General features: G+C 65.9%; 21 protein-coding genes. 11 read left to right on the forward strand and 10 right to left on the reverse strand.

The window, feature by feature from the left end; translation table 11 throughout:
- Positions 1-38: 38 nt before the first annotated feature.
- Positions 39-431: an SHOCT domain-containing protein gene (locus B0I08_RS13725; RefSeq protein ID WP_106213787.1), complete on the reverse strand. Its 393-nt coding sequence runs from the start codon at positions 429-431 to the stop codon at positions 39-41.
- Between the two features lie 177 nt (positions 432-608).
- Between B0I08_RS13725 and B0I08_RS13730 the strand changes: the two genes are divergently transcribed.
- Positions 609-2,039, forward strand: coding sequence for a hypothetical protein (locus B0I08_RS13730; RefSeq protein ID WP_181243421.1), 1,431 nt, complete (start codon positions 609-611; stop codon positions 2,037-2,039).
- 118 nt (positions 2,040-2,157) lie between these two features.
- On the opposite strand, the gene B0I08_RS13735 is transcribed toward B0I08_RS13730, so the two are convergent.
- The 3 genes from B0I08_RS13735 to B0I08_RS13745 all read right to left on the reverse strand — a co-directional run bounded on the left by B0I08_RS13735 (position 2,158) and on the right by B0I08_RS13745 (position 3,787).
- Positions 2,158-2,481, reverse strand: a complete 324-nt coding sequence (locus B0I08_RS13735; protein ID WP_219905677.1) for an SHOCT domain-containing protein — start codon at positions 2,479-2,481, stop codon at positions 2,158-2,160.
- 14 nt (positions 2,482-2,495) lie between these two features.
- The gene (locus B0I08_RS13740; protein ID WP_106213791.1) at positions 2,496-2,972 is read right to left on the reverse strand and encodes a DUF6325 family protein; all 477 of its coding nucleotides are present in this window, start codon (positions 2,970-2,972) and stop codon (positions 2,496-2,498) included.
- A gap of 137 nt (positions 2,973-3,109) precedes the next feature.
- Positions 3,110-3,787: a GAP family protein gene (locus tag B0I08_RS13745; RefSeq protein ID WP_106213793.1), complete on the reverse strand. Its 678-nt coding sequence runs from the start codon at positions 3,785-3,787 to the stop codon at positions 3,110-3,112.
- A 202-nt stretch (positions 3,788-3,989) separates the two neighbouring features.
- On the opposite strand from B0I08_RS13745, the gene B0I08_RS13750 reads away from it, so the two are divergent.
- The 6 genes from B0I08_RS13750 to B0I08_RS13775 all read left to right on the forward strand — a co-directional run bounded on the left by B0I08_RS13750 (position 3,990) and on the right by B0I08_RS13775 (position 11,324).
- Positions 3,990-6,629: a helix-turn-helix transcriptional regulator gene (locus B0I08_RS13750; protein WP_106213795.1), complete on the forward strand. Its 2,640-nt coding sequence runs from the start codon at positions 3,990-3,992 to the stop codon at positions 6,627-6,629.
- An 80-nt stretch (positions 6,630-6,709) separates the two neighbouring features.
- The gene (locus B0I08_RS13755) at positions 6,710-7,111 is read left to right on the forward strand and encodes a TOBE domain-containing protein (RefSeq protein WP_106213956.1); all 402 of its coding nucleotides are present in this window, start codon (positions 6,710-6,712) and stop codon (positions 7,109-7,111) included.
- Position 7,112: 1 nt separating this feature from the next.
- Positions 7,113-7,943 carry a molybdate ABC transporter substrate-binding protein gene (gene modA / locus B0I08_RS13760; protein ID WP_106213797.1) on the forward strand — a complete coding sequence of 277 codons (831 nt, stop codon included), beginning with the start codon at positions 7,113-7,115 and terminating at the stop codon, positions 7,941-7,943.
- 52 nt (positions 7,944-7,995) lie between these two features.
- The gene (locus B0I08_RS13765; protein WP_245884815.1) at positions 7,996-8,889 is read left to right on the forward strand and encodes an ABC transporter permease; all 894 of its coding nucleotides are present in this window, start codon (positions 7,996-7,998) and stop codon (positions 8,887-8,889) included.
- A gap of 32 nt (positions 8,890-8,921) precedes the next feature.
- Positions 8,922-10,166, forward strand: coding sequence for a sulfate/molybdate ABC transporter ATP-binding protein (locus tag B0I08_RS13770; RefSeq protein ID WP_342748183.1), 1,245 nt, complete (start codon positions 8,922-8,924; stop codon positions 10,164-10,166).
- A 12-nt stretch (positions 10,167-10,178) separates the two neighbouring features.
- Positions 10,179-11,324, forward strand: a complete 1,146-nt coding sequence (locus B0I08_RS13775; protein ID WP_106213799.1) for a DNA alkylation repair protein — start codon at positions 10,179-10,181, stop codon at positions 11,322-11,324.
- A gap of 133 nt (positions 11,325-11,457) precedes the next feature.
- Here the strand turns inward: B0I08_RS13775 and adhE are convergent, their stop codons facing one another.
- Both adhE and B0I08_RS13785 read right to left on the reverse strand, forming a co-directional pair.
- Complete coding sequence (adhE, locus tag B0I08_RS13780; RefSeq protein ID WP_106213801.1) at positions 11,458-14,199, reverse strand: bifunctional acetaldehyde-CoA/alcohol dehydrogenase; 2,742 nt, start codon at positions 14,197-14,199, stop codon at positions 11,458-11,460.
- A gap of 95 nt (positions 14,200-14,294) precedes the next feature.
- Positions 14,295-15,242 (reverse strand): DUF4349 domain-containing protein, encoded by a 948-nt coding sequence (locus tag B0I08_RS13785; RefSeq protein ID WP_106213803.1) that lies wholly within the window; start codon positions 15,240-15,242, stop codon positions 14,295-14,297.
- Between the two features lie 109 nt (positions 15,243-15,351).
- Here B0I08_RS13785 and B0I08_RS13790 point away from each other — a divergent pair, with 109 nt between their 5' ends.
- Entirely contained in the window at positions 15,352-16,137 is a 786-nt protein-coding gene (locus B0I08_RS13790; protein WP_106213805.1) for an alpha/beta fold hydrolase, read from the forward strand.
- A gap of 48 nt (positions 16,138-16,185) precedes the next feature.
- Positions 16,186-17,172 carry an aldo/keto reductase gene (locus B0I08_RS13795; RefSeq protein ID WP_106213807.1) on the forward strand — a complete coding sequence of 329 codons (987 nt, stop codon included), beginning with the start codon at positions 16,186-16,188 and terminating at the stop codon, positions 17,170-17,172.
- A gap of 12 nt (positions 17,173-17,184) precedes the next feature.
- Here the strand turns inward: B0I08_RS13795 and B0I08_RS13800 are convergent, their stop codons facing one another.
- The gene (locus B0I08_RS13800) at positions 17,185-18,018 is read right to left on the reverse strand and encodes an aldo/keto reductase (protein ID WP_106213809.1); all 834 of its coding nucleotides are present in this window, start codon (positions 18,016-18,018) and stop codon (positions 17,185-17,187) included.
- A gap of 50 nt (positions 18,019-18,068) precedes the next feature.
- Entirely contained in the window at positions 18,069-19,277 is a 1,209-nt protein-coding gene (locus B0I08_RS13805; protein WP_106213811.1) for an MFS transporter, read from the reverse strand.
- Between the two features lie 207 nt (positions 19,278-19,484).
- On the opposite strand from B0I08_RS13805, the gene B0I08_RS13810 reads away from it, so the two are divergent.
- Positions 19,485-20,033, forward strand: a complete 549-nt coding sequence (locus tag B0I08_RS13810; RefSeq protein ID WP_146134429.1) for a GNAT family N-acetyltransferase — start codon at positions 19,485-19,487, stop codon at positions 20,031-20,033.
- 386 nt (positions 20,034-20,419) lie between these two features.
- On the opposite strand, the gene B0I08_RS13815 is transcribed toward B0I08_RS13810, so the two are convergent.
- Complete coding sequence (locus B0I08_RS13815) at positions 20,420-21,595, reverse strand: thiolase family protein (RefSeq protein WP_106213815.1); 1,176 nt, start codon at positions 21,593-21,595, stop codon at positions 20,420-20,422.
- A 73-nt stretch (positions 21,596-21,668) separates the two neighbouring features.
- Here B0I08_RS13815 and B0I08_RS13820 point away from each other — a divergent pair, with 73 nt between their 5' ends.
- Entirely contained in the window at positions 21,669-22,370 is a 702-nt protein-coding gene (locus tag B0I08_RS13820; RefSeq protein WP_106213817.1) for an alpha/beta hydrolase, read from the forward strand.
- On the opposite strand, the gene B0I08_RS13825 is transcribed toward B0I08_RS13820, so the two are convergent.
- Positions 22,352-23,101 carry a CPBP family intramembrane glutamic endopeptidase gene (locus tag B0I08_RS13825; RefSeq protein ID WP_106213819.1) on the reverse strand — a complete coding sequence of 250 codons (750 nt, stop codon included), beginning with the start codon at positions 23,099-23,101 and terminating at the stop codon, positions 22,352-22,354. The two genes, B0I08_RS13820 and B0I08_RS13825, sit on opposite strands and share 19 nt — an antisense overlap.
- Positions 23,102-23,114: the final 13 nt, after the last annotated feature.

The raw sequence follows: 23,114 nt of genomic DNA on the forward strand, positions 1-23,114 counted from the left end.
GGGCGTCGTGCAACGCAGCGAATTTTCGCGATCGATCTTTAGTACCGGTTGCCGAGCGCCTTGCTCTTGAGCGCCTCGAACTCGCCGGGGGTGATCACCCCGGCGTCGACGAGTTCCTTTGCGCGCTTGATCTCGCTGGCCGGGGCAGCCAGCGGCTGGGGCTGCGCGTAGTCCTCGGGGGGCTGGTAATTCCCGCGCGGCTCGAGCCGGTCGACCATACCGGCGCCGCGGGCGATGACGTACACGAGCACCGTGAGGAACGGCACGAAGATCAAAAAGAGTGTCCAGGCGGCTTTCCCCCAGCCGTTCAGGGTGCGGTCGCGGTAGATGTCGCGGAGCACCGTGATGACGGCAAAAAGGTAAACAACAAACGCGAACCCCACGAGGAAGAGCCAGACAACCGACCAAAAGTCCGACCAGACGCTGTCCATCAGTGTGCCTTCTCTCCGCGGTGCCTCCGCATGTCGTCGACTTTGCCACCGAGATGGGCGAGCGGCCATCATCTGTCGTGGGTGAACTGACGGCAGGTCAGAACTCACCCGCTACGGGGGTGCCGGGTCGAAGCGCCCGGATGTTCTCTGGTGTCTCACCCACGGTGGGAGGTTGTTATGGAACAGCAGCAGAACGTCGCAGAACGAGACCTATCCGCGCTCCAGTCCGCGGAACTGCAACGTCGGCTAACGGCACTCGAGGCCGAGAATGAGGCTCTCCGTTCAAAGATGGACTTCGCGCCGCCGCGGGCAAAACGTCGCTCACGCGGCTGGGCCCTGCTGTCCACGGTGTTGGTTCTGATCGGTGTACTTCTGGCACCGGTCGCCATCATCGCCGTGTGGGCGCAAGCCGAACTCACGGAACGAGACCGGTTCGTCGCAACCTTTGCTCCCCTTGCGGACGATCCGGCCGTGCAGACCTACGTCACGGACCAGGCAGTCGCGGTAGTCAATGAAAATATCGACGTTCCCACGCTCACATCCGACCTCGTAGACGGCATCACCTCCCTGGGCACGGGCCCGCGGGCGACCGCCGCGCTCGACGCACTCAAGGGCCCGGCGGCGGCGGGAATCCAGTCGCTGATCGAATCGAGGATCGCAGCATTCGTGCAATCCGACGCCTTCGCGGACGTATGGGCCACGGCGCTTGGAGTAACCCATACCCAGCTGACGGCCGTGATCACCAACGACCCGGACTCCGCCATCACCGTCGGCGGAGGGGGAGAGATTGGGATCCAGCTCGGCCCCATCATCGATGCTGTCAAAACCGCTCTCCTGAACCAGGGAATCGACTTCGCGAGCAACATCCCCTCGGTCGACCGCACCATCGTGGTTGCGCAATCCGACTCCCTGCCCACCATTCAGCTCGCGTACCAATTGGCCGTCGCCGCGGGTATCTGGCTGCCCTGGATCGCGATCGCGTTTTTGGCTGCTGGAGTGCTCGTCGCCCGTCGCAAGTCGGTCGCGTTGATCGTGACCGCCCTGGCTCTGGCCCTGATGATGGTGCTCACGGCGATCCTGTTTGTGGTGGGGCACGCGCTCTTCATCGGCTCGGTCAGCCCCGAGATGGTGCCGAGCGGCGTGTCGAACGCCCTGTTCGAGCAAGTCGTCGAGGGCATGCGCTCGACGGCGGCGGCCGTGCTCACCCTGGCGGTCGTGGTGGCGATAGTGGCCTGGTTCTCCGGTCCGTTTGAGCCTGCCCGCAAGCTGCGGTCCCTCGCGCGTTCCGGCGCAGACGGGGTGCGCGGGTTTGCCGAGCAGCGCAACGTGACCACGGGCGCGGTTGGTACCTGGGTCTACAACCAGCGGGTGCTCCTTCGCTCCGCTGTTGCCGTGATTGCGTCGCTTGTGCTCGTGCTGAATCGTCCGATCTCACCGGCGTTGATCTTCTGGACGCTCGCCGGCGCCGTGGCTGCCATCGTGGTGATCGAACTCGTGCAGCGCCCGCCGGCGGCGGCTGCGACAGCCACTGCTGCGACAGCCACTGCTGCGACAGCCGCCTCGGCGACAACTACCGCAGCGGGCACACCGGCAGGTGTCGGGGGCTAGCGAAACAAACGCAGTGCAACGCAAAGAGCGGGACGAGTCGGATGACTCGTCCCGCTTCTTATTTGTCTTTGTCTTTTTGTCTTTGTCTTGTTGTATCTCGGCCGGCTTTGTAGTCCGGCTAGATCCCCAGCACTTTCGCTTTCGCCGCGGAGAACTCGGCGTCATCGATGAGCCCCGCCTGCTTGAGTTGGCCAAGCTTCGCCAGCTGCTCGAGCATCACATCTTGCGAGCTTTCGGCGGGAGGTGAAGGGGCGGGCGCGGCGGGCGCGACGGGAGCGGGCTCCTGATAGGCCTGCTCCTGCTGGAAGCTCTCGGCCTCCTCAGCCGCCTTGTTGTCCGCGCGCGTCTGTTGCCTGCGCTGCACATTTCCGGCCACGGCTGTGGCGGTTCCCGCCACAACAGCCGTGCGGGCCATCGTTCCCACGAGGCCTGGTCTTCCCATTCGTCGACGCAACATTATTCCGCCTTCTGTTCTTGGAGTGTCTGTTCTTCCTGTTCGAGCTCGTCGAGCTCTGCCACGGCAGCGAGGACCTCCTCGACCACTTGGCCGGGGATGCGAACGCTGTCCACCAGGACGCCGCCGGATCCGACCAGTGCATCGCGAAGCGGTGTCATCCAACTGTGTTCAAAGACCAGGATGGCCGCTGAACTGTTGGGTTCAAGCGCGGCGGCGATCTCGGCGACGTCCTCGGATGAGATGAGTTCGTCAAAGCGCTCGACCAACTCGGTGATTGCGGAGGCGTCCGTGTCGCTCTTGAGCTCGTCGAACTCGGTGAAGACCACCGTGCCGTCCGCGTCCACCCCGACAAACAGTCCGTCGATGATGGTGATGGTGTCGGTTTCGACCAACTTGGCGAGTTCCGGCAGGATCCTGCCGTTGAATTTGTTGCCGGGAAACGCGAGCGTCAGTATTTCAATCGGAGCTAAGGGCATGTGGACCTCCAGGGGGCGCGAGTTTGATTCGATTTTTGGCCAGCTGGCCGGGTGGGAGAAGACCCAAAACGGGCGAGAACCCGGTCCCGAGTTAGATCGCTCTGCCTAACCGCCGGCGAGCCAAGTGCGCCCAACCGCTAGGCTCCGAACTCGGCGATCCCCTGCCCGATCACCACGACGCCGATCACGAGTAGCAGCACGCTCATCACCGTGTGATTGTTGCGCTCCAGCCAGACCCGCAGATTTTCGAGCGGACCGCGCATCCGCGACGCGGCGGCAAAGTACGCGATAACCGGCACTGCGACGGTCGAGGCGGCCGCGACCGCGAACACGGCGATCGAAAGAAACTCGTATCCGGTGCTGAGTCCGGCGGTTCCGATCGCGATGCCCGCGCTGGCAGACAGCAGCAGGTTCTTCGGGTTCACGGCGGCGAGAACAAACCCGAGCGCCAGACCTCGCGCTACGGTCATGGTGGCGATGGCAGACATCCACCTGGGTAGGGCAGGTTTTTCGCTGCCGCGAGGCCGTGTTCTCCACTGGCGGGCCGCAACCAAGAGCAGAAGGGCACCCAGAACTATCTTTATCGTGCCCACCACGGGACGTTCGTCCGAGGAATCGGTTGCGGGAATTACGGCGGAAAGCAGCACAAAAGCCGTCGTCACCACAAGAATCCCCGCGCACCAGCCGATCAGAAAACCGACGCTCGTCGCACGTGCCTTCGGTGCAAGCAGCATCAGGATGGCGGCGATGATCGGGATCGGACTGATGGCGACACCCACGGCCAGCGGGAGAATCTCGCCTATTACGGGTCCCATGTGCTCCTCCTTGTGCGCAGCGTGTTGGCTTACGCAGCGTATTGGCCCGGTGCTCGGGCGAGGTCGCCCACGACGGGCGAGTGTGCAGTCTCACCTCAATCGGGTGAGTATGACCTTTGACGGGTTACATACCCGGCATTCCCGGTCGTATATTCACCCCATGTGGACCAGTAGACCGGACACTCAATCACTACAACGGCAAGTGAGACTCTCACAGCCCAACGTCTCGGGGCGACTCGTCGACCGCCCACGACTGCTCGATGAGCTCGCGGCGGGGCTGAGCCCTCCCGGTGGTTCGTTTGTCGTGCTCAGCGCGCCGGCGGGGCACGGCAAGACCGTGTTGCTTGGGCAGTGGATGTCGGTCGCCTTAGCCGCCGGGCGCGCAGTGGGATGGTGCTCACTGGACCGGGATGACCGCGACCCATCGGTGTTCTGGGAGTCGGTACTGACGGCCGTGGAGATGGCGGCTCCCGCGAGCGTCAGCAGCGGACAGCTGGTCCTGCCGGCCCCGCCCCCGGCCGGCGGTTTCGAACCGAAGGATCACCGCCGGTTTCTGCTGGATATCCAGGCAGCGCTCGAGGAGCTGGGCGACGGCGCTGCGGTGATCCTCGACGACACTCACCTGTTGGCGGGCTCGCCAGCGGAGGACGAGTTTCGTGAGCTCCTCGAGCTGTGTCCCGCGAACGCGCACCTCGCATTCGCCACCCGCACGTCTCTTCCGGACCAGCGCGCGCGGCTCGTGCGTCGGGTGCACGAAATCGACGCAAAGTCCCTGTTGTTCACACGAAGTGAGACGGCCGAGCTGTTCGATGGCTTCGCCGTCGCGGAGTGCGTGATCGACGAACTTTTCCGTTCGTCCGAGGGGTGGCCGGCCGTACTCGGGCTCGCGCTCCCCGAAGTTGCACTTCCCCAGGGCGCGATTCCCACCGACGTACCCGCGGCCAGTGCGCGGGAACTTCTCGACCCCGACGTGCTCTACGAATATTTCCAGCGCGAGATCTTCGACCAGGTCGATCCTCAGGACCAACCGACGCTGTTCGCGTTTGCGATCTGCCCGGTGCTCTCGGCGGACCTGGCCGACGCGATCCTGCAGCAGGAATCAAGCGCTATTTCGCTGCGTCGGCTCGCGCGCAACAACCCCATGCTCCGCCGCACGTCCACCGATTCCAACGGAAGATCCTGGTACCGCGTCAATCCGCTGTATGCGGAATTTCTCCGTGAAAAGCTGATCAGCTCCCAGCCCGGGTTGCTCCGCCGCGGCGGTGCGATCGCGGTGGCCTGGCATCTGGAATGGGGCGACCCCCGAGCCGCACTCCGGCTCGCTGCCGAATTGGCCGAGCCCGAGCTGCTCCACTCCGTGATGCGTCGCGTCGGCTGCGAGCTCATCGCCGACGGGCACTCGTCCGACCTGCTGGCGCTCGCCGCCACCCACGGGTCCGCCCTCCTGGCTGGCGTGTTCTCCCCGTTGATCGTTGCCCTCGCGGCCGTGTCCGAGGGAAAGGTCGAGCGCGCCGAAGAAACAATGGCCAACGCGAAACCCCGCGGCCTCCAGGATGAGGATGCCCTCGAGTGGGATTGGCTGAAATACGTCGTCGCCGTGCGCATCGCGCTCGCCCACAACGAGCGCGTCACCGCGGTGTCGTCGGGGTGGCCCGACGAAACCATCAGCGCCCTCCCCGCACCCTTGCGGACCGCCGTGCACCTCACCCGCGGACTCGCCCAGACGAGGGTGGGCGAGGTTTCCGGGGCCCGGGAGGAGTTGGAGGCCTCCCGGGCCACCGCCGAAAGCCGGGGTGACCTCTCGAGCGAGGTGATGAGCATGGTCGGGCTGGCGGCCACGGCGCTCGGACGAACCGACCTGCGTCAAACGCTCGCTTACGCCGAACGCGCCGTCGCGCTGGCCGAGGACACCGAGAGCCAGGACCTCAGCCTCGCCCTCGCGGCCGCGAACATTCTCATCGCCTGGGGTCGGTTCGAGATGTTGGATGTCGCTGCGGCCCAAGCGAACGCGGAGCTGGCCCAGCAATTTGCCGCCCAGCAGCCTCTGGAGGAACTAGCACTCCAAGCGCGCCACGTGTACCAGTGGGTCACCTTCGACACTCTGCCCGACCGCAGGAGGGTCGCGCAGGAATTCACCGGGGCGTGGCCGCCAAACTATGCGCTGCAGGCGGCACCGAGCCTGGTCGTGCCGTCGCTGCACGCGGGGCTGAGCATGGCGCGCGCGCTGGGGGAGCCGCGGTGGACTGAGCGGCTGCTCGAGCGGTCGCGGGTTGTTCTCGGTGACGGGTACGACTGGCAGGTCGCCTCTGCGCTGGTGCACTACTCGATGGGTCGCCAATCGTCGGCCCGCGGCATCCTCTCCCCGCTCCTGGAATCGTCTCACCGCCCGCGCACGCCGTCCTCGGAGATCATCGCCTGGTCGTTGGATTCTGTGCTCGAGTTCGAGTCCGGTAACTCGTTCCGCGCGCACGAGGCGATGATTCGGGCGCTCGCGGGGGCGGGCGACACTGGAGCCTTCGCCGAGGTATTGCGCTCGGAGCCATCCGTGGTGCGCACGGTGCTCGCGCGCGGACTCGACCGCTTCGGCGACCACATTCCGGTCGCGGAGCAGCTGATCGCGTCCGGTATGAGTCGCCCCGATTCCGGGCTCGGCCATCTCACCCCCAAGGAGCGCGAGCTGCTGGCTGAGTTGAAGTCGTTGCGCACGGTCGCCGAAATCTCCTCAGACATGCTGCTGTCGGTCAATACCGTGAAGACGCATATGCGCGGCATTTACCGCAAGCTCAACGTGTCGTCGCGCCGGAGGGCTGTGTCTGAGGCTGAGCGGCGGGGTCTGCTCTGATCTAGCGTCTGTCTGATCTGGCTTCCCATCTGATCTGACATTCTGGCGCGACCCGCAGTTGCGGCTGTACGATGGCGATCATGTCGCAGATACGGATAAAGGACGCGGCCGTGTATCTCGGCGTCAGCGACGACACGGTCCGGCGGTGGATCGACAACGGGCTTCTCGACGCGGGTCAGGATGACTCGGGCCGAACGGTTCTCGACGGACTCGCCCTCGCGCATCTCGCACGCAAAAACGCGGTGCTGCCCGTCGATCCGTCCGAGATCGGCCGGTCGGCGCGCAACCGGTTTGTTGGGCTGGTGACCGAGATCACGATGGACAAGGTGATGGCCCAGGTGGAACTGCAGTGCGGGCCACATCGCGTGGTGTCTCTGATGAGCAGCGAGGCCGTGCGCGAGCTGGGGCTCGAGCTCGGGTCCGTCGCCATCGCGGTGGTCAAGGCGACGACGGTCATCGTTGAGACTCCCGGAAGAAGCTGAGATGGGCTCGGCACGTCGCTCGCGGCTCGGCTTGGGGAACCCGCGGGGTGTTGCCCGTGTTGCTGTCGCGGCTGCTCTCGTTGCTGCTGGTGTCTCGGTCGCGCTTTCGGGGTGTGCGGGCGGTTCGCGCGTGTCGGGTTCCATCACGGTGTTCGCCGCCGCGTCGCTCACGAGCACGTTCACGGAGCTCGCGACCGAGTTCGAAGCCGCCAACCCCGATACGTCGGTGGTGCTGAACTTCGCGGGATCCTCCGATCTGGTCACCCAGATCACCGAGGGCGCGCCCGCGGACGTGTTTGCCTCGGCTGACACCAGGAACATGGCCAAGCTGGGCGACGCTGGCCTGCTCAGCGGTGACGCGGTGAACTTCGCGTCCAACACGTTGACGATCGCGGTACCGCCCGGAAATCCGGCGGGGATCAAGGATTTCGCCGATCTCGCTGCGCCCGGCCTGAAGACGGTGGTGTGTGCGCCGCAGCTTCCGTGCGGTGCCGCGACGGTGGCCATCGAGACGGCGACGGGCGTGACACTCAAGCCCGTCAGCGAGGAGTCATCGGTCACGGACGTGCTCGGCAAGGTCAGCTCGGGTGAAGCCGACGCCGGTCTCGTCTACGTCACTGATGTCGAGGCGGCGGGTGAGTCAGTGACGGGCATCTCCTTCGACGAAGCGGGCGCGGCCGTGAACACGTATCCGATCGCCGCTGTCGATGGTGCTGGGAACGGTGCTGGGAACGGCTCTGGGAACGGCGAGCTCGCCGCCGCGTTCATCGACTTCGTCACCGGTCCGGTCGGCCAGCGTGTGCTCGCTGACGCGGGCTTCGGTGCTCCGTGACATGCGCCGTGACATGCGCCGGGACGTGTCTTCGGTGACTTCGGTGTCTTCGGTGACTTCGAAGCCGGTGCCGAACTCGAGGCCGGTGGTGCTCGGGCTTCCGCGGTGGGTGGGCATCGTGGCATCCGTCGGCGCCCTCTTCATCGTTTTGCCTTTGGTCGCCATGATCACGCGGGTGAACTGGCCGGAATTTGGCGCACTGGTTACGAGCGAGTCGTCTGTGGCGGCGTTGGGGCTGAGCCTGCGGACCTCGGTGGTGTCGACCGCGCTCTGTGTCGTGCTCGGCGTGCCGCTGGCGCTGCTGCTGGCGCGCACGCAGTTCGCCGGGCAGAAGGTGCTTCGCGCGCTGGTGCTGCTGCCGCTGGTGCTGCCGCCGGTGGTCGGCGGGATCGCGCTGCTCTACACGTTCGGTCGGCGCGGGCTGCTCGGGTCGACGCTCGAGGTGCTCGGCATCCAGATCGCGTTTTCCACGACCGCGGTGGTGATCGCGCAGACCTTTGTGGCGTTGCCGTTTCTCGTGCTCAGCCTCGAGGGGGCGCTGCGCACGGTCGGAACCCGCTACGAGGCCGTAGCGGCGACCCTCGGCGCGAAGCCGACGACGGTGCTGTTGCGGGTCACCCTTCCGCTGGTGCTTCCCGCCCTGATCTCCGGCGCCATGCTGTCGTTCGCCCGCGCCCTCGGCGAGTTCGGCGCCACGCTCACCTTCGCGGGAAGCCTCCAGGGCGTCACCCGAACCCTGCCGCTGGAGATATACCTGCAGCGCGAAACCGACCCGGACGCCGCGGTCGCCCTTTCCCTGGTTCTGGTGCTGGTGGCCGTCGTCGTGGTGGGGCTGTCGCGCGGGGTGTCGGAGCGCAGAGGGTCGGAGCGCGGAGGGTCGGAGCGCAGCCTTTCAGAGCGCCGCCTGTCAGAGCGTGACCAGCCGGCACGCGGGATGCCGCTGTGACGCCCCATCGTGCTGTGACGCCCGATCGGGCTGTGACGCCCGATCGTGCCGTGACGCTCGACCTCGCGGCGGCGGTCACCGCGCGCAACTTCTCGGTCGAACTGAACGTCGCGGCGGGGGAGACGGTCGCCGTGCTGGGGCCCAATGGCGCGGGCAAGTCGACGCTGCTGAATTTGGTCGCGGGACTGCTGCGACCGGACACTGGCCATGTGCAGCTGGCGGGCCGCACGCTCGCAGGCCGCACGCTGGCTGATCCGGCGGCGCACGTCTGGGTTCCGCCGCATGAGCGCGGGGTGTCGCTGCTCGCGCAGCAACCCCTCCTGTTCCCGCACCTCAGCGTGCTCGACAACGTCGCGTTCGGTCCGAGAAGCGCGGGCAAGAGCAGCCGCGACGCGCGCGCAATCGCCCGTATCTGGTTGGAGGAAGTGGACGCCCTCGAACTCGCCGAGCGGCGTCCGGCCTCGCTGTCGGGCGGCCAGGCCCAGCGGATCGGCGTGGCCCGGGCCCTGGCGTCGGACCCCCAGCTGCTTCTCCTCGACGAGCCCTTTGCCGCACTCGACGTGGCGGTTGCCCCGGCGCTTCGACGGATGCTGCGCCGCGTACTCGAGAGCAGGACCGTAGTTGTGGTGACCCACGACGTGCTCGACGCCTTCACCCTCGCGGACCGCGTGGTCGTGATGCACGACGGAGCCATCGTCGAGCAGGGCCCCACCCGGGAGGTGCTGCTGCACCCGCGCACACGGTTCACCGCCGAGCTGGCCGCGCTCAACCTGCTCATGGGTACGCGCGTGGACGGGGGCATGAGTATGGGCGGGGGCACGGGTTTTGAGGGCCGAGTGATCGCGGCGGCGGTCGCGCATTCGGCCGCCGGTGCGGCGTTCCCGATCGGCGCGGCGGCGGCGATGGCGGTGCGTCCCTCGGCGGTGTCGGTCTCGGTGGCTGAGCATGCGAGTGCTGAGCGGGCGAGTGCTGAGCATGCGAGTGCTGACCCAACGAGCACTGAGCAGGCGAGTGCCGACCGGAGCGCCGGCCTCAACGTGCTGCGCGGCATCGTGCACGACCTTGAACCGCGGGGCGACGTCGTTCGGGTGCGTGGCGTTGTGGGTGGGAGTGGAGTGGTCAGCGGGCTCGGGGCCCTCGGTGGTGCAGAGGGCGCTGGACAGGCGCTCGCCGCGGACGTGCTGCCGAGCGTTGTTGTCGACCTCGACCTGAGCCCCGGCGCCGCGGTCTTCTTCTCGTTCGAGCCGGGTGCCGCGACGATGTACCCGAGCGCGTAGCGTGGGGCCCCTATGGGCGCCATGAACGAACTGATCAATGCGGCGGTAGTGGATAGGTTGCGCGCGCTGCTGGATTCGAGCGTGCGTGGGCACAGCGGCATCCCCCTCACCCTGCTTTCTGGGAGCACGTCTCCGATTCGATGGACGGCCCTCGAGGCTGCCGCCGCGGGCGTCGACGGACTGAGCCTGCGCGAACGCAGCGACCTGGTCAGTGGGGCGCTTGTTGTGGACCTTCCCGGCGACTACGCCACGGTGGCTGCGGTGTTTCGTGGGGCGCTCGCGTCACCAGAGTTCACCGGATGGATGATGTGGCCGGTGACGGAGACCGTCGCGACACTCGCGCTCGGCTCGGATGATCCGGCTGACTTCGAGGACGGACTGACGCTGCTGTCGGAACTGACCCCGCGCCTGACCTCGGAGTTCGCCATTCGCCGTTTTCTGAGGGCGGACCTCGACCGGGCGCTCGCCGTCATCCGGCCCTGGACCGAGCATCCGAACGAGCATGTGCGCAGACTCGCGAGCGAGGGAACGCGCGCCTTTCTGCCGTGGGCGGTGCGCGTGCCCGCCCTGTTGGCGGCTCCGACGAGCACGACGCCGATTCTCGACGCTTTGCGCGGCGACGACAGCGACTACGTTCGCCGGTCGGTCGCCAACCACCTCAACGACCTCGGACGCCAGTCACCCGACGTCGCGACCGCCCTCGCGGCGCGCTGGATGCACCAGAGCGACACCCACACCGAATGGGTGGTGCGGCACGGGCTGCGGGTGCTCATCAAAAAGGCAGACCCACGGGCGCTTGAGCTGCTCGGATTTGCGGTTGTCACCGTGGCGGTCGGCGATGTGATGCTGGATGCCCCGGTCGTCGAGCTGCCCGGAGAGCTCACCTTCACCGTCGAAGTGAAAAACACCGGAACCGAAGCTGCCCGCCTCGCCATCGACTACGTGGTGCACTACGTGAAAAGCAACGGAACGACCGCGGGCAAGGTATTCAAGCTCACCACCGCAACGGTGCTGGCCGGCGAGAGCATCGCGCTGCGTAAGAAGCATGCGTTCCGCCCGATGACCACCCGCGTGCACTACCCGGGGATGCACGCGCTGGAGTTGCAGGTGAACGGGCAGCGCTACTCGCGGGTGGAGTTCGAGTTGGCTGGGTTCTGAGTTGGCTGGGTTCTGAGTCTGCGGGGTTCGAGTTGGCTGGGTTCTGAGCGACGCACGCAGCAGAACGGCCCCGCATCCATGTCTGGAAGCGGGGCCGTTCTGGTGAGCAATTAGCTCAGTACTGCTGGTGCTACTACTTCGTGGCCTTGGCCTTCTTGGCGGCGGCGTCGGTCTTGACCTCGGCACCCGTCACGGCGGCGGCGTCGGCCGTCGCTGCGCGGCTGGCACGAACTTCGGCGAACGAGGTGCCGTAGTACGCGGCCTCCATGATCGTCTTCATGTCGTTGACCATAGGCATCCGCGGGTTGGCGGGTGCGCACTGGTCGCCGTACGCGGCCATGGCGAGCTCGTCGAGGCGGCCGATGAACTCGGCCTCGTTGACACCCTGCGCCTGGAAGGACGGCTTGATGCCGACCTGGTCGCGCAGCTTCTCAACGGCCTTGGCGTAGGACTCGACGCCCTCTGCGGGGGTGGATGCCGGGAGGCCGAGGTGCTTGGCAATCTCCTGGAACCGCTGCGGGGCGATGTAGTGCTCGTACTTGGGCCAGCTGGTCAGCTTGGTCGGAACCGTTCCGTTGTAGCGGATCACGTGCGGCAGGTACGTTGCGTTGGTGCGCCCGTGAATGAGGTGCATCTTGGCGCCGGTGACGTGAGCCATCGCGTGGACTATGCCGAGGAACGCGTTACCGAACGCCATACCCGACATCGAGGAGGCGTTGTGCATCTTCTCGCGGGCCTTGACCACGTCGTCATCGGTGCTGCCGATGCCGCCGTTGACACTCGTGACGATGTTTTCAAAGATCAGCTTGATCGCGTGCAGCGCGAGGCCGTCGGTGAAGTCGTTCGCGTAGACCGAGACATACGCCTCGGTGGAGTGGGTCAGGGCGTCGAAGCCGGAGTCAGCCGCGAGGAAGGCGGGCATCATGGCCGTGAGGTTCGGGTCGATGATGGCGACGGTCGGCAGCAGGGCGTAGTCCGCGAGCGGGTACTTGGTGCCGGTGACGTCGTCGGTGATGACGGCGAACGGGGTCATTTCTGAACCGGTGCCCGAGGTGGTCGGGATACAGACCAGCTTGGCGAGCTCACCGAGGTCGGGGAACTTGAACGCGCGCTTGCGCACGTCGAAGAACTTCTCCTTCATGTCGGCGAACTCGATCTCGGGGTGCTCGTACAGCAGCCACATCACCTTCGCGGCGTCCATGGGCGAGCCGCCACCGAGGGCGATGATGGTGTCCGGCTTGAAAGCGCGCATTTCTTCCGCACCCTTGAGCACGGCGGCGACGGTCGGCTCGGGGAGCACGTTGTCGATGATCTGCAGCGAAACGCGGTTCTCGCGACGGTTCAGAACGTCGAGGATCTTGTCGACGAAACCGAGGCGGGTCATCGTGGAGTCGGTCACAATCGTGACTCGCTCGACGTTGCGCATGTCGGCCAGGTAACGAACGGCGTTCGGCTCGAAGTAGGTCTTTGCGGGAACCTTGAACCACTGCAAGTTGTTGTTCCTTCGTCCGATGCGCTTCACGTTGATCAGGTTGATGGCTGACACGTTGTTCGAGACCGAGTTGTGTCCGTAGGAGCCACAACCGAGTGTCAGCGAGGGGATGAATGCGTTGTAGATGTCACCGATACCACCGAGCGAGCTGGGGGCGTTGGTGATGATGCGGACGGCCTTGATGCGCTTGCCGAACTCCTGGATGATGTCCTGGTTCTCGCTGTGGATCGAGCCCGAGTGGCCGAGGCCGTCAAACTCCACCATCTGCTCAGAGAGCGAGATGCCCTCTTCCGCGTCCTTGGCGTGCAGGACGGCCAGCACGGGGGCCAGCTTCTCGCGCGTCATCGGCTCCTGCGGTCCGACACTGCCGACCTCAACGAGGATGATCGAAGTTTCTTCCGGAACGGTGAAGCCGGCCTTCTGGGCGATCCACTGGGGGGACTGTCCCACAACGGTCGGGTTCAGCTTCGCGCCGGCGCAGTTTTCCGAGATCGCCGTGACACCGAAGATGAAGTCTTCGAGGAGGGTCTTCTCTTCCGGGGTGGCGAGGTAGGCGTGAAGGATCTTGAACTCCGCCATTGCCTCGGCGTAGATGGGCTCCTCGATGATGACGGCCTGCTCTGATGCGCAGATCATGCCGTAGTCGAACGCCTTGGAGAGCACAACGTCGTTGACGGCGCGCTTGAGCTTGGCGCTCTTCTCGATGAAGGCGGGCACGTTTCCGGCGCCGACCCCGAGGGCGGGCTTACCGCAGGAGTACGCGGCCTTGACCATGGCGTTACCACCGGTGGCAAGAATGGTGGCCACACCCGGGTGGTTCATGAGGAGGGTGGACGCTTCGAGCGACGGCACCTCGACCCACTGGATACAGTTTTCGGGAGCGCCAGCGAGGATGGCGGCGTCGCGCACGACGCGTGCGGCGGCAACGGAGGACTTCTGGGCGGCCGGGTGGAAGCCGAAGATGATCGGGTTGCGGGTCTTCAGCGCGATGAGCGACTTGAAGATGGCGGTGGACGTCGGGTTCGTGACCGGGGTGATGCCGCAGATGACGCCAACCGGCTCTGCGATCTCGGTGATGCCGGTGATGTCGTCGTAGCCGATGACGCCAACGGTCTTGAGCTTGGCCATGGAGTTGGTGACGTGCTCGCAGGCAAAGAGGTTCTTGACCGCCTTGTCCTCGAAGAGGCCTCGTCCGGTCTCCTCGACCGCGAGGACGGCCAATTCGCCGTGCTGGCTGAGCGCCGCAACGGACGCCTTCTTGACGATGTGGTCGATCTGTTCCTGGGTGAAGTTTGCGTACTCGCGGAGCGCTACGTTTCCTGCGGCGACCAGAGTGTCGATTTTCTGGGCGGTAGTGTCGGCTGCGGTTTCGATGATTGTCATGGTTCCCCTTTAATGGTTACCGGATTATTCGCTTGTCGTTACCTCAAGCTTCGGCGACCGTGAGGGCTAAAACATGTGCCTTAAGTCCCCGGTTTTTACTCGGTGGCACCCTTGCGCCTGCGCCTTGCAACCAGTAGCAGTATCAGCAGCACGACGCCCGCCAGCACCAGCCACGGCACCGCATACCCGAGGGCGAGGAACGCTGCGGTAAAGAACGCGGAGAACGCGGCAAGACCTGCGACCAGCGAATCCCAGAACGTGTCAGGGGCGGGGGAGGGAGTCTCGGCCTCGGCAACCAGGGTGAGCGTGAGGGTGGCCATCATGACCTGCTCGGAAAGAGATCGTCGCTGAGTCTGGAGGCTGTCGAGTTCGCCCTGCCGCGAAGCCAGAGCGGTCTCCACCTCGATCAGTTCGGAGGTGGTCGCCGCGGAGGCGAGCAGCCCGAGAAGCCGGTCGACCGAGGTGGTGAGCACCGCGATGCGGGCGTCGAGATCCTGGGTCTGGGTGGTGACGTCGGTGGCGGATGTCTCGACCGAAATGTCCCGGCCCAGATCTTTCAGCTGCTCAAGCGTGTCGGTGAACGTCGCGGCGGGGATCCGCAGCGTCAGGCTGACCTGGCCGCGCGTGTCATCCACCGGAGCCTGCTCCGAACGGGCATCCACCCTGCCGCCTGCACCCTCGACGATACGCACGGCGTCCTCGGCGGCGGAGATCGGATCGTCTGCGGTGATGGTGGCCCAGCCCGTGCTGATGACCTCGCGACTGGTCGCGGCCGCTGCGACACCCGGGACTGCCGCGCCCGCTGCGTCTGTCGAGCTCCCGGCGCCGGGTGCGGCTAGTTCCGGGGCGCTTTCGGAGGCAATGGGCCCTTCCATGGTGCCCGTCGCCAGCGACGAATCGGAGCTGAATGAACCGGACGAATCCGACGAATCAGCGCCCGCCGTGCACCCCGCCAGAGCGAGGGCGCCCGCGAGCACGGCGGCAAATGCGGCGGCGGTGCGGAGAGGGAATCGGCGGGACGAACGCCGAGGAAAGTAGCTCATGGTGTCACCGTAGGTGGGTCGCCGGGCGAGTCGCTACCCAACGTTTTTCACAAGTCGTTCGTCACGATTCGTTTGTGCTTCACGGGATGGTGGTGGGGATAATGAGGTGATGACTCTGCTGAGCCGACTGTTCCGAGCGCGTGTGCCGCTGCTCCACGTCGCCTCTGACCAGGGGGAGGGCCCCGTGGTGGTGCTCGTGCACGGGATCGCGTCGTCGTCGGTCACCTTCCGCAGGCTGGTTCCGCTGCTGGTCGACCGGCACCGGGTGATCACCATCGACCTCCTCGGTTTTGGCGAGTCCGTCGCGCCAGACGACGCCACCTTCACCCTCGATGAGCACGTCGCCTCCCTCGCGACAACACTCGACTCGCTCGGCCTGCGGGCCCCGTTCATCCTGGTCGGGCACTCGCTGGGCAGCCTGATCTCTGCCCGCTACGCCGCCGTTCGCCCGCAGCGGGTCGCCCGGCTCGTATTGATCAGCCCGCCGGTCTACCTTGCACCCAGCGAACTCGGCGATACGCGGGTGCGTAATCAGGTGGGCGCCTACATGAGGGCGTATGAATTCATTCGGGTGAACAAGGAGTTCACCATCGCCAACGCCGCCCGCATCGGCCGGCTGTTGCAGATCTCCGAGGTGTTTGAGATCTCCGAACGCAACTGGACCGCGTTCATCCTGTCCATGAAGAACTGCATCGAGTCCCAAACTACGATCAGTGACATCGCGGCGGTGCGGGTGCCGATCGACGTGGTGTTCGGCTCTCTCGACCAGTTCATCACCCCGGGAACCATGCGCATCATCGAGCAGATGCGGCACGTGACGATGCACCGGGTAGAGGCCGCCGACCACCTGGTGCGCAAGCGGCTGGCTCGTGCGGTATCGCGGGTGATCGGGTAGAGGCTCCTGTCAGCGACTCCTGTCAGCGGCTTCGGGTAACCTCAGGGAATGCAAAAGCGCATCCTCGGCCGCACAGGTCGCACCGTTTCCGTTATCGCTCTCGGCACCTGGCAGCTTGGTGCCGACTGGGGGGATGTGACCGAGGCGGATGCCCGGGCCGTTCTCGACGCCGCCGTTGACGCGGGCGTCACCGCCTTCGACACCGCCGATGTCTACGGCGACGGCCGCAGCGAGCAGCTCATCGGCGGATATCTGGCCGACCGCCCCGAGGCCGACATCTTCGTCGCCACCAAAATGGGTCGCCGCGAGGCACAGGACCCTTCGAACTTCACCCTGGAGAACTTTCGCGCCTGGACCGATCGCTCCCGGAAGAACCTGGGCGTCGAGACGCTCGACCTGGTGCAGTTGCATTGCCCACCGACATCCGTTCTCTCCACAGATTCCGTGTACGACGCACTCGACACCCTGGTGGCCGACGGCGCCATCAAAAACTACGGGGTTAGTGTGGAGACGGCGGATGAAGCGCTCGCAGCCATCGCGCGCCCCAACGTTGCCAGCGTGCAGATCATCCTGAACGCGTTCCGGTTGAAGCCGCTTGACCGAGTGCTGCCGGCCGCGACCGAGGCGGGCGTGGGAATCATCGCGCGGGTGCCGCTGGCCAGCGGACTGCTCAGCGGAAAGTACACGGCCGATACCACCTTCGCGGCGAACGACCACCGCACCTTCAACCGCCACGGTGAGGCCTTCGACGTGGGGGAGACCTTCTCCGGTGTCGACTTCGAGCGAGGCGTTGCCGCCGCCCAGGAGTTCTCGGTACTCGCCGACAGCTATGACCTCACCCCCGCGCAGGCGGCGCTGGCCTGGGTCGCGCAGCTCGAGGGCGTCAGCATGGTCATCCCCGGTGCACGTTCGGTCGAGCAGGCGCAGTCCAACGCGTCAGCGGGCAGTGTCGAAACGCTCGACGCCGCGTTCACCGAAGCCGTGACCGAGCTCTACGACCGCTACTTCCGGGCCGCGATTCACGAGCGCTGGTAGGCAGGTTCTGGTTTAGCCGTGATCGTCCGGGTCGAGACCGGTGCGCTCGCCCGTTTCGAGGCCCGCGATCGCGGCCACGTCGGCTACGTCCAAGGTGAAGTCGAACACCTGGGAGTTCTCGCGAATGCGGTCGAGCGAGTTCGACTTGGGAATGACCACCAGTCCGAGCTGGATGTGCCACCGCAACACCACCTGCGCGGGTGATTTACCGTGCTTGTCTGCGATCGAGTCCAGGATGTCGTTGCCGAGCACGCGTCCACGGGCCAGTGGCGACCACGACTCCGTCAGGATCCCGAGCGAGCGGTCGAAGGTACGGGTCTCCAACTGCGGCAGCCAGGGGTGCAACTCCACCTGGTTGAGAACGGGGAGTACGTCAGAGGTGTCGCGCAGCCGGTTGAGGTGGTGCGACTTGAAGTTGCTGACGCCGATGGAGCGCACTCGTCCGTCTTCCTGCAGCTTGACCAACGCTCGCCACGCTTCCGTGTAGCGATTCTGCTCGGGAGCGGGCCAGTGGATCAGATACAGGTCGACGTAGTCCATTCCCAGTAACTCGAGGCTCTCGTCGAACGCGCGTTGCGTCTCGTCGTAGCCGTGCCGGTCGTTCCAGACCTTCGTGGTGACGAAGATCTCTTCGCGCGGGACGCCGGAAGCGCGCACTCCCTCGCCCACCCCGCGCTCGTTGTTGTACAGCGCGGCGGTATCGATGTGCCGGTAGCCAGCCTCGATCGCACCGGCGACCAGCGTGCTGGCGACGGTGTCCTCGACCTTGTAGACCCCGAGGCCGAGTTGGGGAATGACGTTGCCGTCAGACAGTGGCAGGACCGGGGAGAAAGCGGCAGGAGTCATCCCCCTATTCTCCCCGATTATCGCCTGGTGTCCCCAATAGTTGCCATGGCTCAGCTGGGTTGTGTATAGACCGGCTCGGTGTCGGGAATCGGGCTGGCATCGCGCCCGCGAAGGTCGGGGTGCCAGCGTCGGAACAGCGTGGGAAAGAGGAACCCGAAGAACGCGAAGGTGGCAGCGACCAGGAACCCGCCGGAGGGACCGTTTAGGTCAATCAAGAACCCGGCGAGGGCAGAGCCGAGGGCGGCGCCGATCAGCTGGCCCGTGCCGACCCAGCCGTAGGCCTCAGCCGTGTCGCTGAATTTGACGCTTGAGGTCACGATCGCCGACATCACCCCGAATGCCGGAGCGATCCCGATCCCCGCTATCAGCAGGGTCACTGCCAGCCACCAGAAATCGAGCGAGAACAGCGCGAGCGCCATCCCGACGAACACCGCGAACATGCGCCGCGCCATCGACCAGGGACTCACCGGAAGGTGGCCAAGAGCCAGTCCGCCGATCAGGGAACCGATCGCGAAGATGCCGAGCACCAGGCCACCCTCGAGACCGTCGTGACCGAAGGCGGACACCACGCTCGCCTCGACGGCCGAGCAGGCGCCGAGCAGCAGGAATCCGGTGATGGTGGACAACAGCACGGCACGCTTGGTGAGCACCTTGCCGAGTTTGCGTCGGCTGCGCGGGATGCGTACCCGCCCGACCTCCGGGGACAACACAAACCAGGCGCCGCCGAAGATCAGGAAGGCGAGCGCGAGCACGATCGCGGCGACGGTGCTGAACTGCAGCGCGACGAAGGTGGTGATGACCGGTCCGGCAACCCAGATGATCTCCTGGGCCGAGGCGTCGAGCGCGAAGAGGGGAGTGAGCTGGCGGGAGTTGACCATCTTGGGGTAAATGGTGCGCACGGCCGACTGCACGGGCGGGCTGCTCAACCCGACAATGAGGCCGACCACCATGTAGGCGGGTACCGACATTTCCACGAACGCGATGACCGCGGTCATTGCGGCGGAAACCGCGATGGTCAGCACCAGCACGCGGCGCATGCCCCAGACGCCCATCCAGCGGCTGGTCACGGGGCCCGCGACCGCCTGACCGACGCTCGTCGCAGCCAGTACCAGGCCGGCCGAGCCGTACGAGCCGGTGATGTGCTCGATGTGGAGGAGAAACGCGAGCGACAGCATCCCGTTGGGGAATCGGGCGGTCAGCTGCGCGGCAATGATCCGGGCGACCCCCGGGGTTTTCAACAAACTGGCGTAAGAACTCACAAGAGCTTTAGCTTACGCGGGCGCAGGGGCACCGGCGGGTGGTCGGCGGGTGGTGAGAGGTGCGTGCCGGCGGGTCGGCGGGCAAGGAGACGCGCGTGCTGGGAGGTCGACAGCAGCTCGGCAGGTGGGTGTCGCGGGTGAGTGTCGCGGTGGGGCGTTCCGGCTGCGGTGGCTGTCGGAGTTCGCGTGGGGATAAGCTGGGCGATCGTGTCTGAAGTCCGTGAACCCCGAGTCGAATCCGCGCACGTGTCCCCCTTCGCTCCGGTGGCTCCCGATCCGCTCTCGATCATCGAGGTTGAGTGGGATGACCCGCGTGGGCTGCGTCTGCGTGCCGAAATGGACGCCGAAATGGGCGAGCTCTACGCCGAGCGCTTCGCGACGATGCCGCCCGAGTCGATCCCGCCGATGCAGGATGCGTTCGCCATTGACCCGGCCGACATTGTCACGTCAATCGTGGTGCTCGACGGAGACGTCGCGGTGGGGCACGCCGCGCTGCGTGCCTTTGGTGACCAACTCGAGGTGAAGCGCGTTTTTGTGGCGCGGGACTATCGCGGGCGCGGGGTGTCCAAGCTGCTGATGCGGGAGCTGGAGATCATTGCCCGCAGCGGGGGAGTGCGTACCCTCATCCTGCAGACCGCGGACCTGCAGATCGACGCCATTCGACTGTACGAGGGACTCGGATATGTGCCGATCCCGTCGTTCCGAGGGTACGAGGTCGTGCCCGGGTCGCTGTGCTTCGGCAAGGAGCTGTTCTAGCGCCTGCCGGCCGGATGCGCCTCCCAGCCGAATGCGCCTGCCGAGCGGACAGTTGCCGACGGGCATCGGTGCCGACAGGACAGCTGTCGACTCGACGTAGGAGGACCGCTCATCGAAAGGGCTGTAGCGTCGCTTTTTCGTCCGGAATGCGTCGATTGTTGTCCGGTGGAGGGGCTGAACAGGGGGCTCAGGTCGACGACTGTCCGCTGGGTGACGGGGCCGTGGATTGAGTGACGGCAGGTAAGCCCAGCGAGTCCCTGACGGGCGCGTCGGGCACGTATGCGGCTCAGGGTGATCGGCTCAGGTCGATCGGCTCAGTCGCTTGATCAGCCCAGCGGTCAGCCCAGCAGTTGATCAGCCCATCCGTTGATCAGCCCATCCGTTGATCAGCCCAGCCGTTCGATCAGGGTCGCATTCGCCATGCCGCCGCCCTCGCACATCACCTGCAGCCCCCACCGGCCGCCGCCCTGCTCGAGGGTCGACAGCATTGTGGTCAGCAGGCGCGTTCCGCTCGAGCCGATCGGGTGACCGAGCGCGATTGCGCCGCCGCGCGGGTTGAGCAGAGCCGGATCGGCGCCGAGTTCCTGTAGCCACGCCAGGGGCACGGAGGCGAACGCTTCGTTCACCTCGAACGTGTCGATGTCGTCGACTTCCAGGCGTGCCCGGTCGAGGATGCGCCAACTCACCGGGATCACTCCGGTGAGCATCTCGATGGGATCGGATCCGGTCACCGCGAAGGCGGCGAGCCGGGCGCGCGGGGTGAGCCCCAGCGATTTTGCCCGGTCCTCACTCATGATGAGCACCGCCGAGGCGCCATCGGTCAGCGGCGAGGAGTTGCCCGCGGTGATCTGCCAGTCGATCTCCGGAAAGCGGGCCGCGGCGGCGTCGTTGCGGAAAGCCGGCGCCAATTGCGCGAGGGCCTCAAGTGTGGTGGTCGGCCGAATGGTTTCGTCGAGGTGATGCGGGTGGTCCGTGTCGCTCGCGCGCACGGGGAGGATTTCGCGCGCGAAGTCCGCCTCCGCCGCCAGCTGGTGCGATCGCAGTGCGTAAGCGTCAAGGGTCTCGCGGTCGAGCCCCCACCGGGCGGCCACGAGCTCTGCTGAGATCCCTTGGCCGATCAAACCGTCCGCGTAGCGGGCGGCGAGCTTCACTCCCGCGGTGTCCACGCCGAGGGTCGCACTGCCAAGGGGATAGCTGCTCATCAGCTCGACACCACACGCGATCACGACGTCATAGGCGCCCGCGATTACTCCCTGTGCCGCGAAGGCGACGGCCTGCTGGCTGCTGCCGCATTGCCGGTCGATCGTGGTACCGGGGACGGACTCGGGAAAACCTGCGGCGAGGGCAGCAGCACGCGTGATGTTGCTGGATTGGCCGCCCACCTGGCTGAGACATCCCCCAATCACATCGTCGAGGAGCGCCGGGTCGAGATCATTGCGGTCGACCAGGCCCCGCAGCACGGAGGCCAGCAGGTCGACGGGGTGAAATCCCGCGAGCGCGCCACCGGGCTTGCCGCGGCCCGAGGCCGTGCGCACCGCATCAACAATGACCGCCGTGGACATACCTCCACCCTAGCCGCGTGATCGTCCGGGCGGCTAGGCTCCCCGTGGCCGCTGAACCCGAGAGGAACCCGCAATGGAACTCATCTTCGTGCACGGTGCCCTGGTGCGGGACGGGCAGTGGTGGTGGCAGCCGGCCGCTGACCTGCTCCGAGAGCGCACGGGCATTCGAAGCCGCGCGGTCGCGTTGCCGTCGTGCGGCGAGAGTGCGCCCGAGCAGGTGTCCGACGGACTGGGTGCTGACGCAGCCGCGCTTCGAGCGGAGCTTGACGAGGTGGACTCCGCGATCGTCGTCGGGCACTCCTACGGCGGCACGGTCATTGCCGAGGCCGGTCAGCATGCCGCGGTCGCCCACCTGCTGTATATCTCGTCCTACCTGCCCGACGTCGGCCAGTCGCAGGGCGCGATCATGAGCGGTGAGAGCAACCCGGTTTCGATTGGCGACAACGGCGATGGCACGCTGGGCCTCGCTGGCTACGATGCGGCGTCGTTCGGAGCGAGATTTCTTCAGGATGCGGATGTCACGGTGCAGCGTCACGCGTGGGACCGGGTCACCGCGCAGGCCACCGGGGCATTCATGACGCCGACCACCGCCGCCGGCTGGCAGGGGATCGACTCGACGTACATCGTCTGCACCCAGGATCGCAGCACCTCGGCCCGGTTGCAGCGTTTTCACGCAGTCCGAGCGACGCGCTCGGTTGAGTTGCCGACCGGGCATCACCCCTTTATCTCCCGCCCCGACCGTGTGGTCGACCAAATTCAGGCGCTGTCGCGCTGAGTCGCCAACCCTGTCCACAACCAGGCCGCGAGGGCGAGGAAAATGCCGATGGTAGCCCAGTCGACCACCGCTGGCGTCTGGTTCAAGCCGGATAGCTGGAGGTAGTTGAAGGCCGCGTGCAAAACGACGGTGATCCAGATGGTGCCCGTGCTGAGGAAGATGGCGGACGCAGACAACCCGAAAACGAACGCGAAGACGAGTTGTCGAATCGTGGTGTCGACATCCTGCCCCGACAACGCGTTGACTGAATGGGCCAGCGAGAAGGCCAGAGAGCTCGCGATCATCGCGCGGCCCGCCCCGCGGGAGCGGAGGATTCCGACGAACAGGGAACGGAAAAGTGTTTCCTCCACAAACGCAACCAGCACTACGAGACCGATGATCTCGAGCCATCGCGCCGCGGTCAGGTCTGCGGTTCCACCGGTCGTGGCTGCGGTGAGGACAAGGATGACCGCCAGCACCATTGCAATAACCGGCAGGGTTCGCGCTAGCGCGATTCGGGACGCGTCCGAGCTAGGCGATCGGTATCCGAGAGCGCTCCATCGCTCCGTGATCGTCGCCCACATCGCCAGCGCCACGGCGACCGGAAGGAAGACCACCGGTACCGGAGACAAAGACTGCGCGCTGGTGAGATAGATCGCAGTGCCTGCGGCTCCAAGAAAGACGACCAGTGTGACTGTTGTGAGAGCTATGAGCGTATATGGTCGCCGGACGGTGAGAGCGGGATCGGACATGGATTTACCTCCT

This window comes from Glaciihabitans tibetensis, assembly GCF_003003265.1.
GTDB lineage: Bacteria > Actinomycetota > Actinomycetes > Actinomycetales > Microbacteriaceae > Glaciihabitans > Glaciihabitans tibetensis.

Coding starts and splice junctions, on each gene's coding strand:
- B0I08_RS13730 (WP_181243421.1), top strand. CDS start 609: ATGGAACAGCAGCAGAACGTCGCAGAACGAGACCTATCCGCGCTCCAG.
- B0I08_RS13795 (WP_106213807.1), top strand. CDS start 16,186: ATGCAAAAGCGCATCCTCGGCCGCACAGGTCGCACCGTTTCCGTTATC.
- adhE (WP_106213801.1), bottom strand. CDS start 14,199: ATGACAATCATCGAAACCGCAGCCGACACTACCGCCCAGAAAATCGAC.
- modA (WP_106213797.1), top strand. CDS start 7,113: ATGGGCTCGGCACGTCGCTCGCGGCTCGGCTTGGGGAACCCGCGGGGT.
- B0I08_RS13755 (WP_106213956.1), top strand. CDS start 6,710: ATGTCGCAGATACGGATAAAGGACGCGGCCGTGTATCTCGGCGTCAGC.
- B0I08_RS13825 (WP_106213819.1), bottom strand. CDS start 23,101: ATGTCCGATCCCGCTCTCACCGTCCGGCGACCATATACGCTCATAGCT.
- B0I08_RS13775 (WP_106213799.1), top strand. CDS start 10,179: ATGGGCGCCATGAACGAACTGATCAATGCGGCGGTAGTGGATAGGTTG.
- B0I08_RS13815 (WP_106213815.1), bottom strand. CDS start 21,595: ATGTCCACGGCGGTCATTGTTGATGCGGTGCGCACGGCCTCGGGCCGC.
- B0I08_RS13725 (WP_106213787.1), bottom strand. CDS start 431: ATGGACAGCGTCTGGTCGGACTTTTGGTCGGTTGTCTGGCTCTTCCTC.
- B0I08_RS13735 (WP_219905677.1), bottom strand. CDS start 2,481: ATGGGAAGACCAGGCCTCGTGGGAACGATGGCCCGCACGGCTGTTGTG.
- B0I08_RS13745 (WP_106213793.1), bottom strand. CDS start 3,787: ATGGGACCCGTAATAGGCGAGATTCTCCCGCTGGCCGTGGGTGTCGCC.
- B0I08_RS13740 (WP_106213791.1), bottom strand. CDS start 2,972: ATGCCCTTAGCTCCGATTGAAATACTGACGCTCGCGTTTCCCGGCAAC.
- B0I08_RS13820 (WP_106213817.1), top strand. CDS start 21,669: ATGGAACTCATCTTCGTGCACGGTGCCCTGGTGCGGGACGGGCAGTGG.
- B0I08_RS13785 (WP_106213803.1), bottom strand. CDS start 15,242: ATGAGCTACTTTCCTCGGCGTTCGTCCCGCCGATTCCCTCTCCGCACC.
- B0I08_RS13800 (WP_106213809.1), bottom strand. CDS start 18,018: ATGACTCCTGCCGCTTTCTCCCCGGTCCTGCCACTGTCTGACGGCAAC.
- B0I08_RS13790 (WP_106213805.1), top strand. CDS start 15,352: ATGACTCTGCTGAGCCGACTGTTCCGAGCGCGTGTGCCGCTGCTCCAC.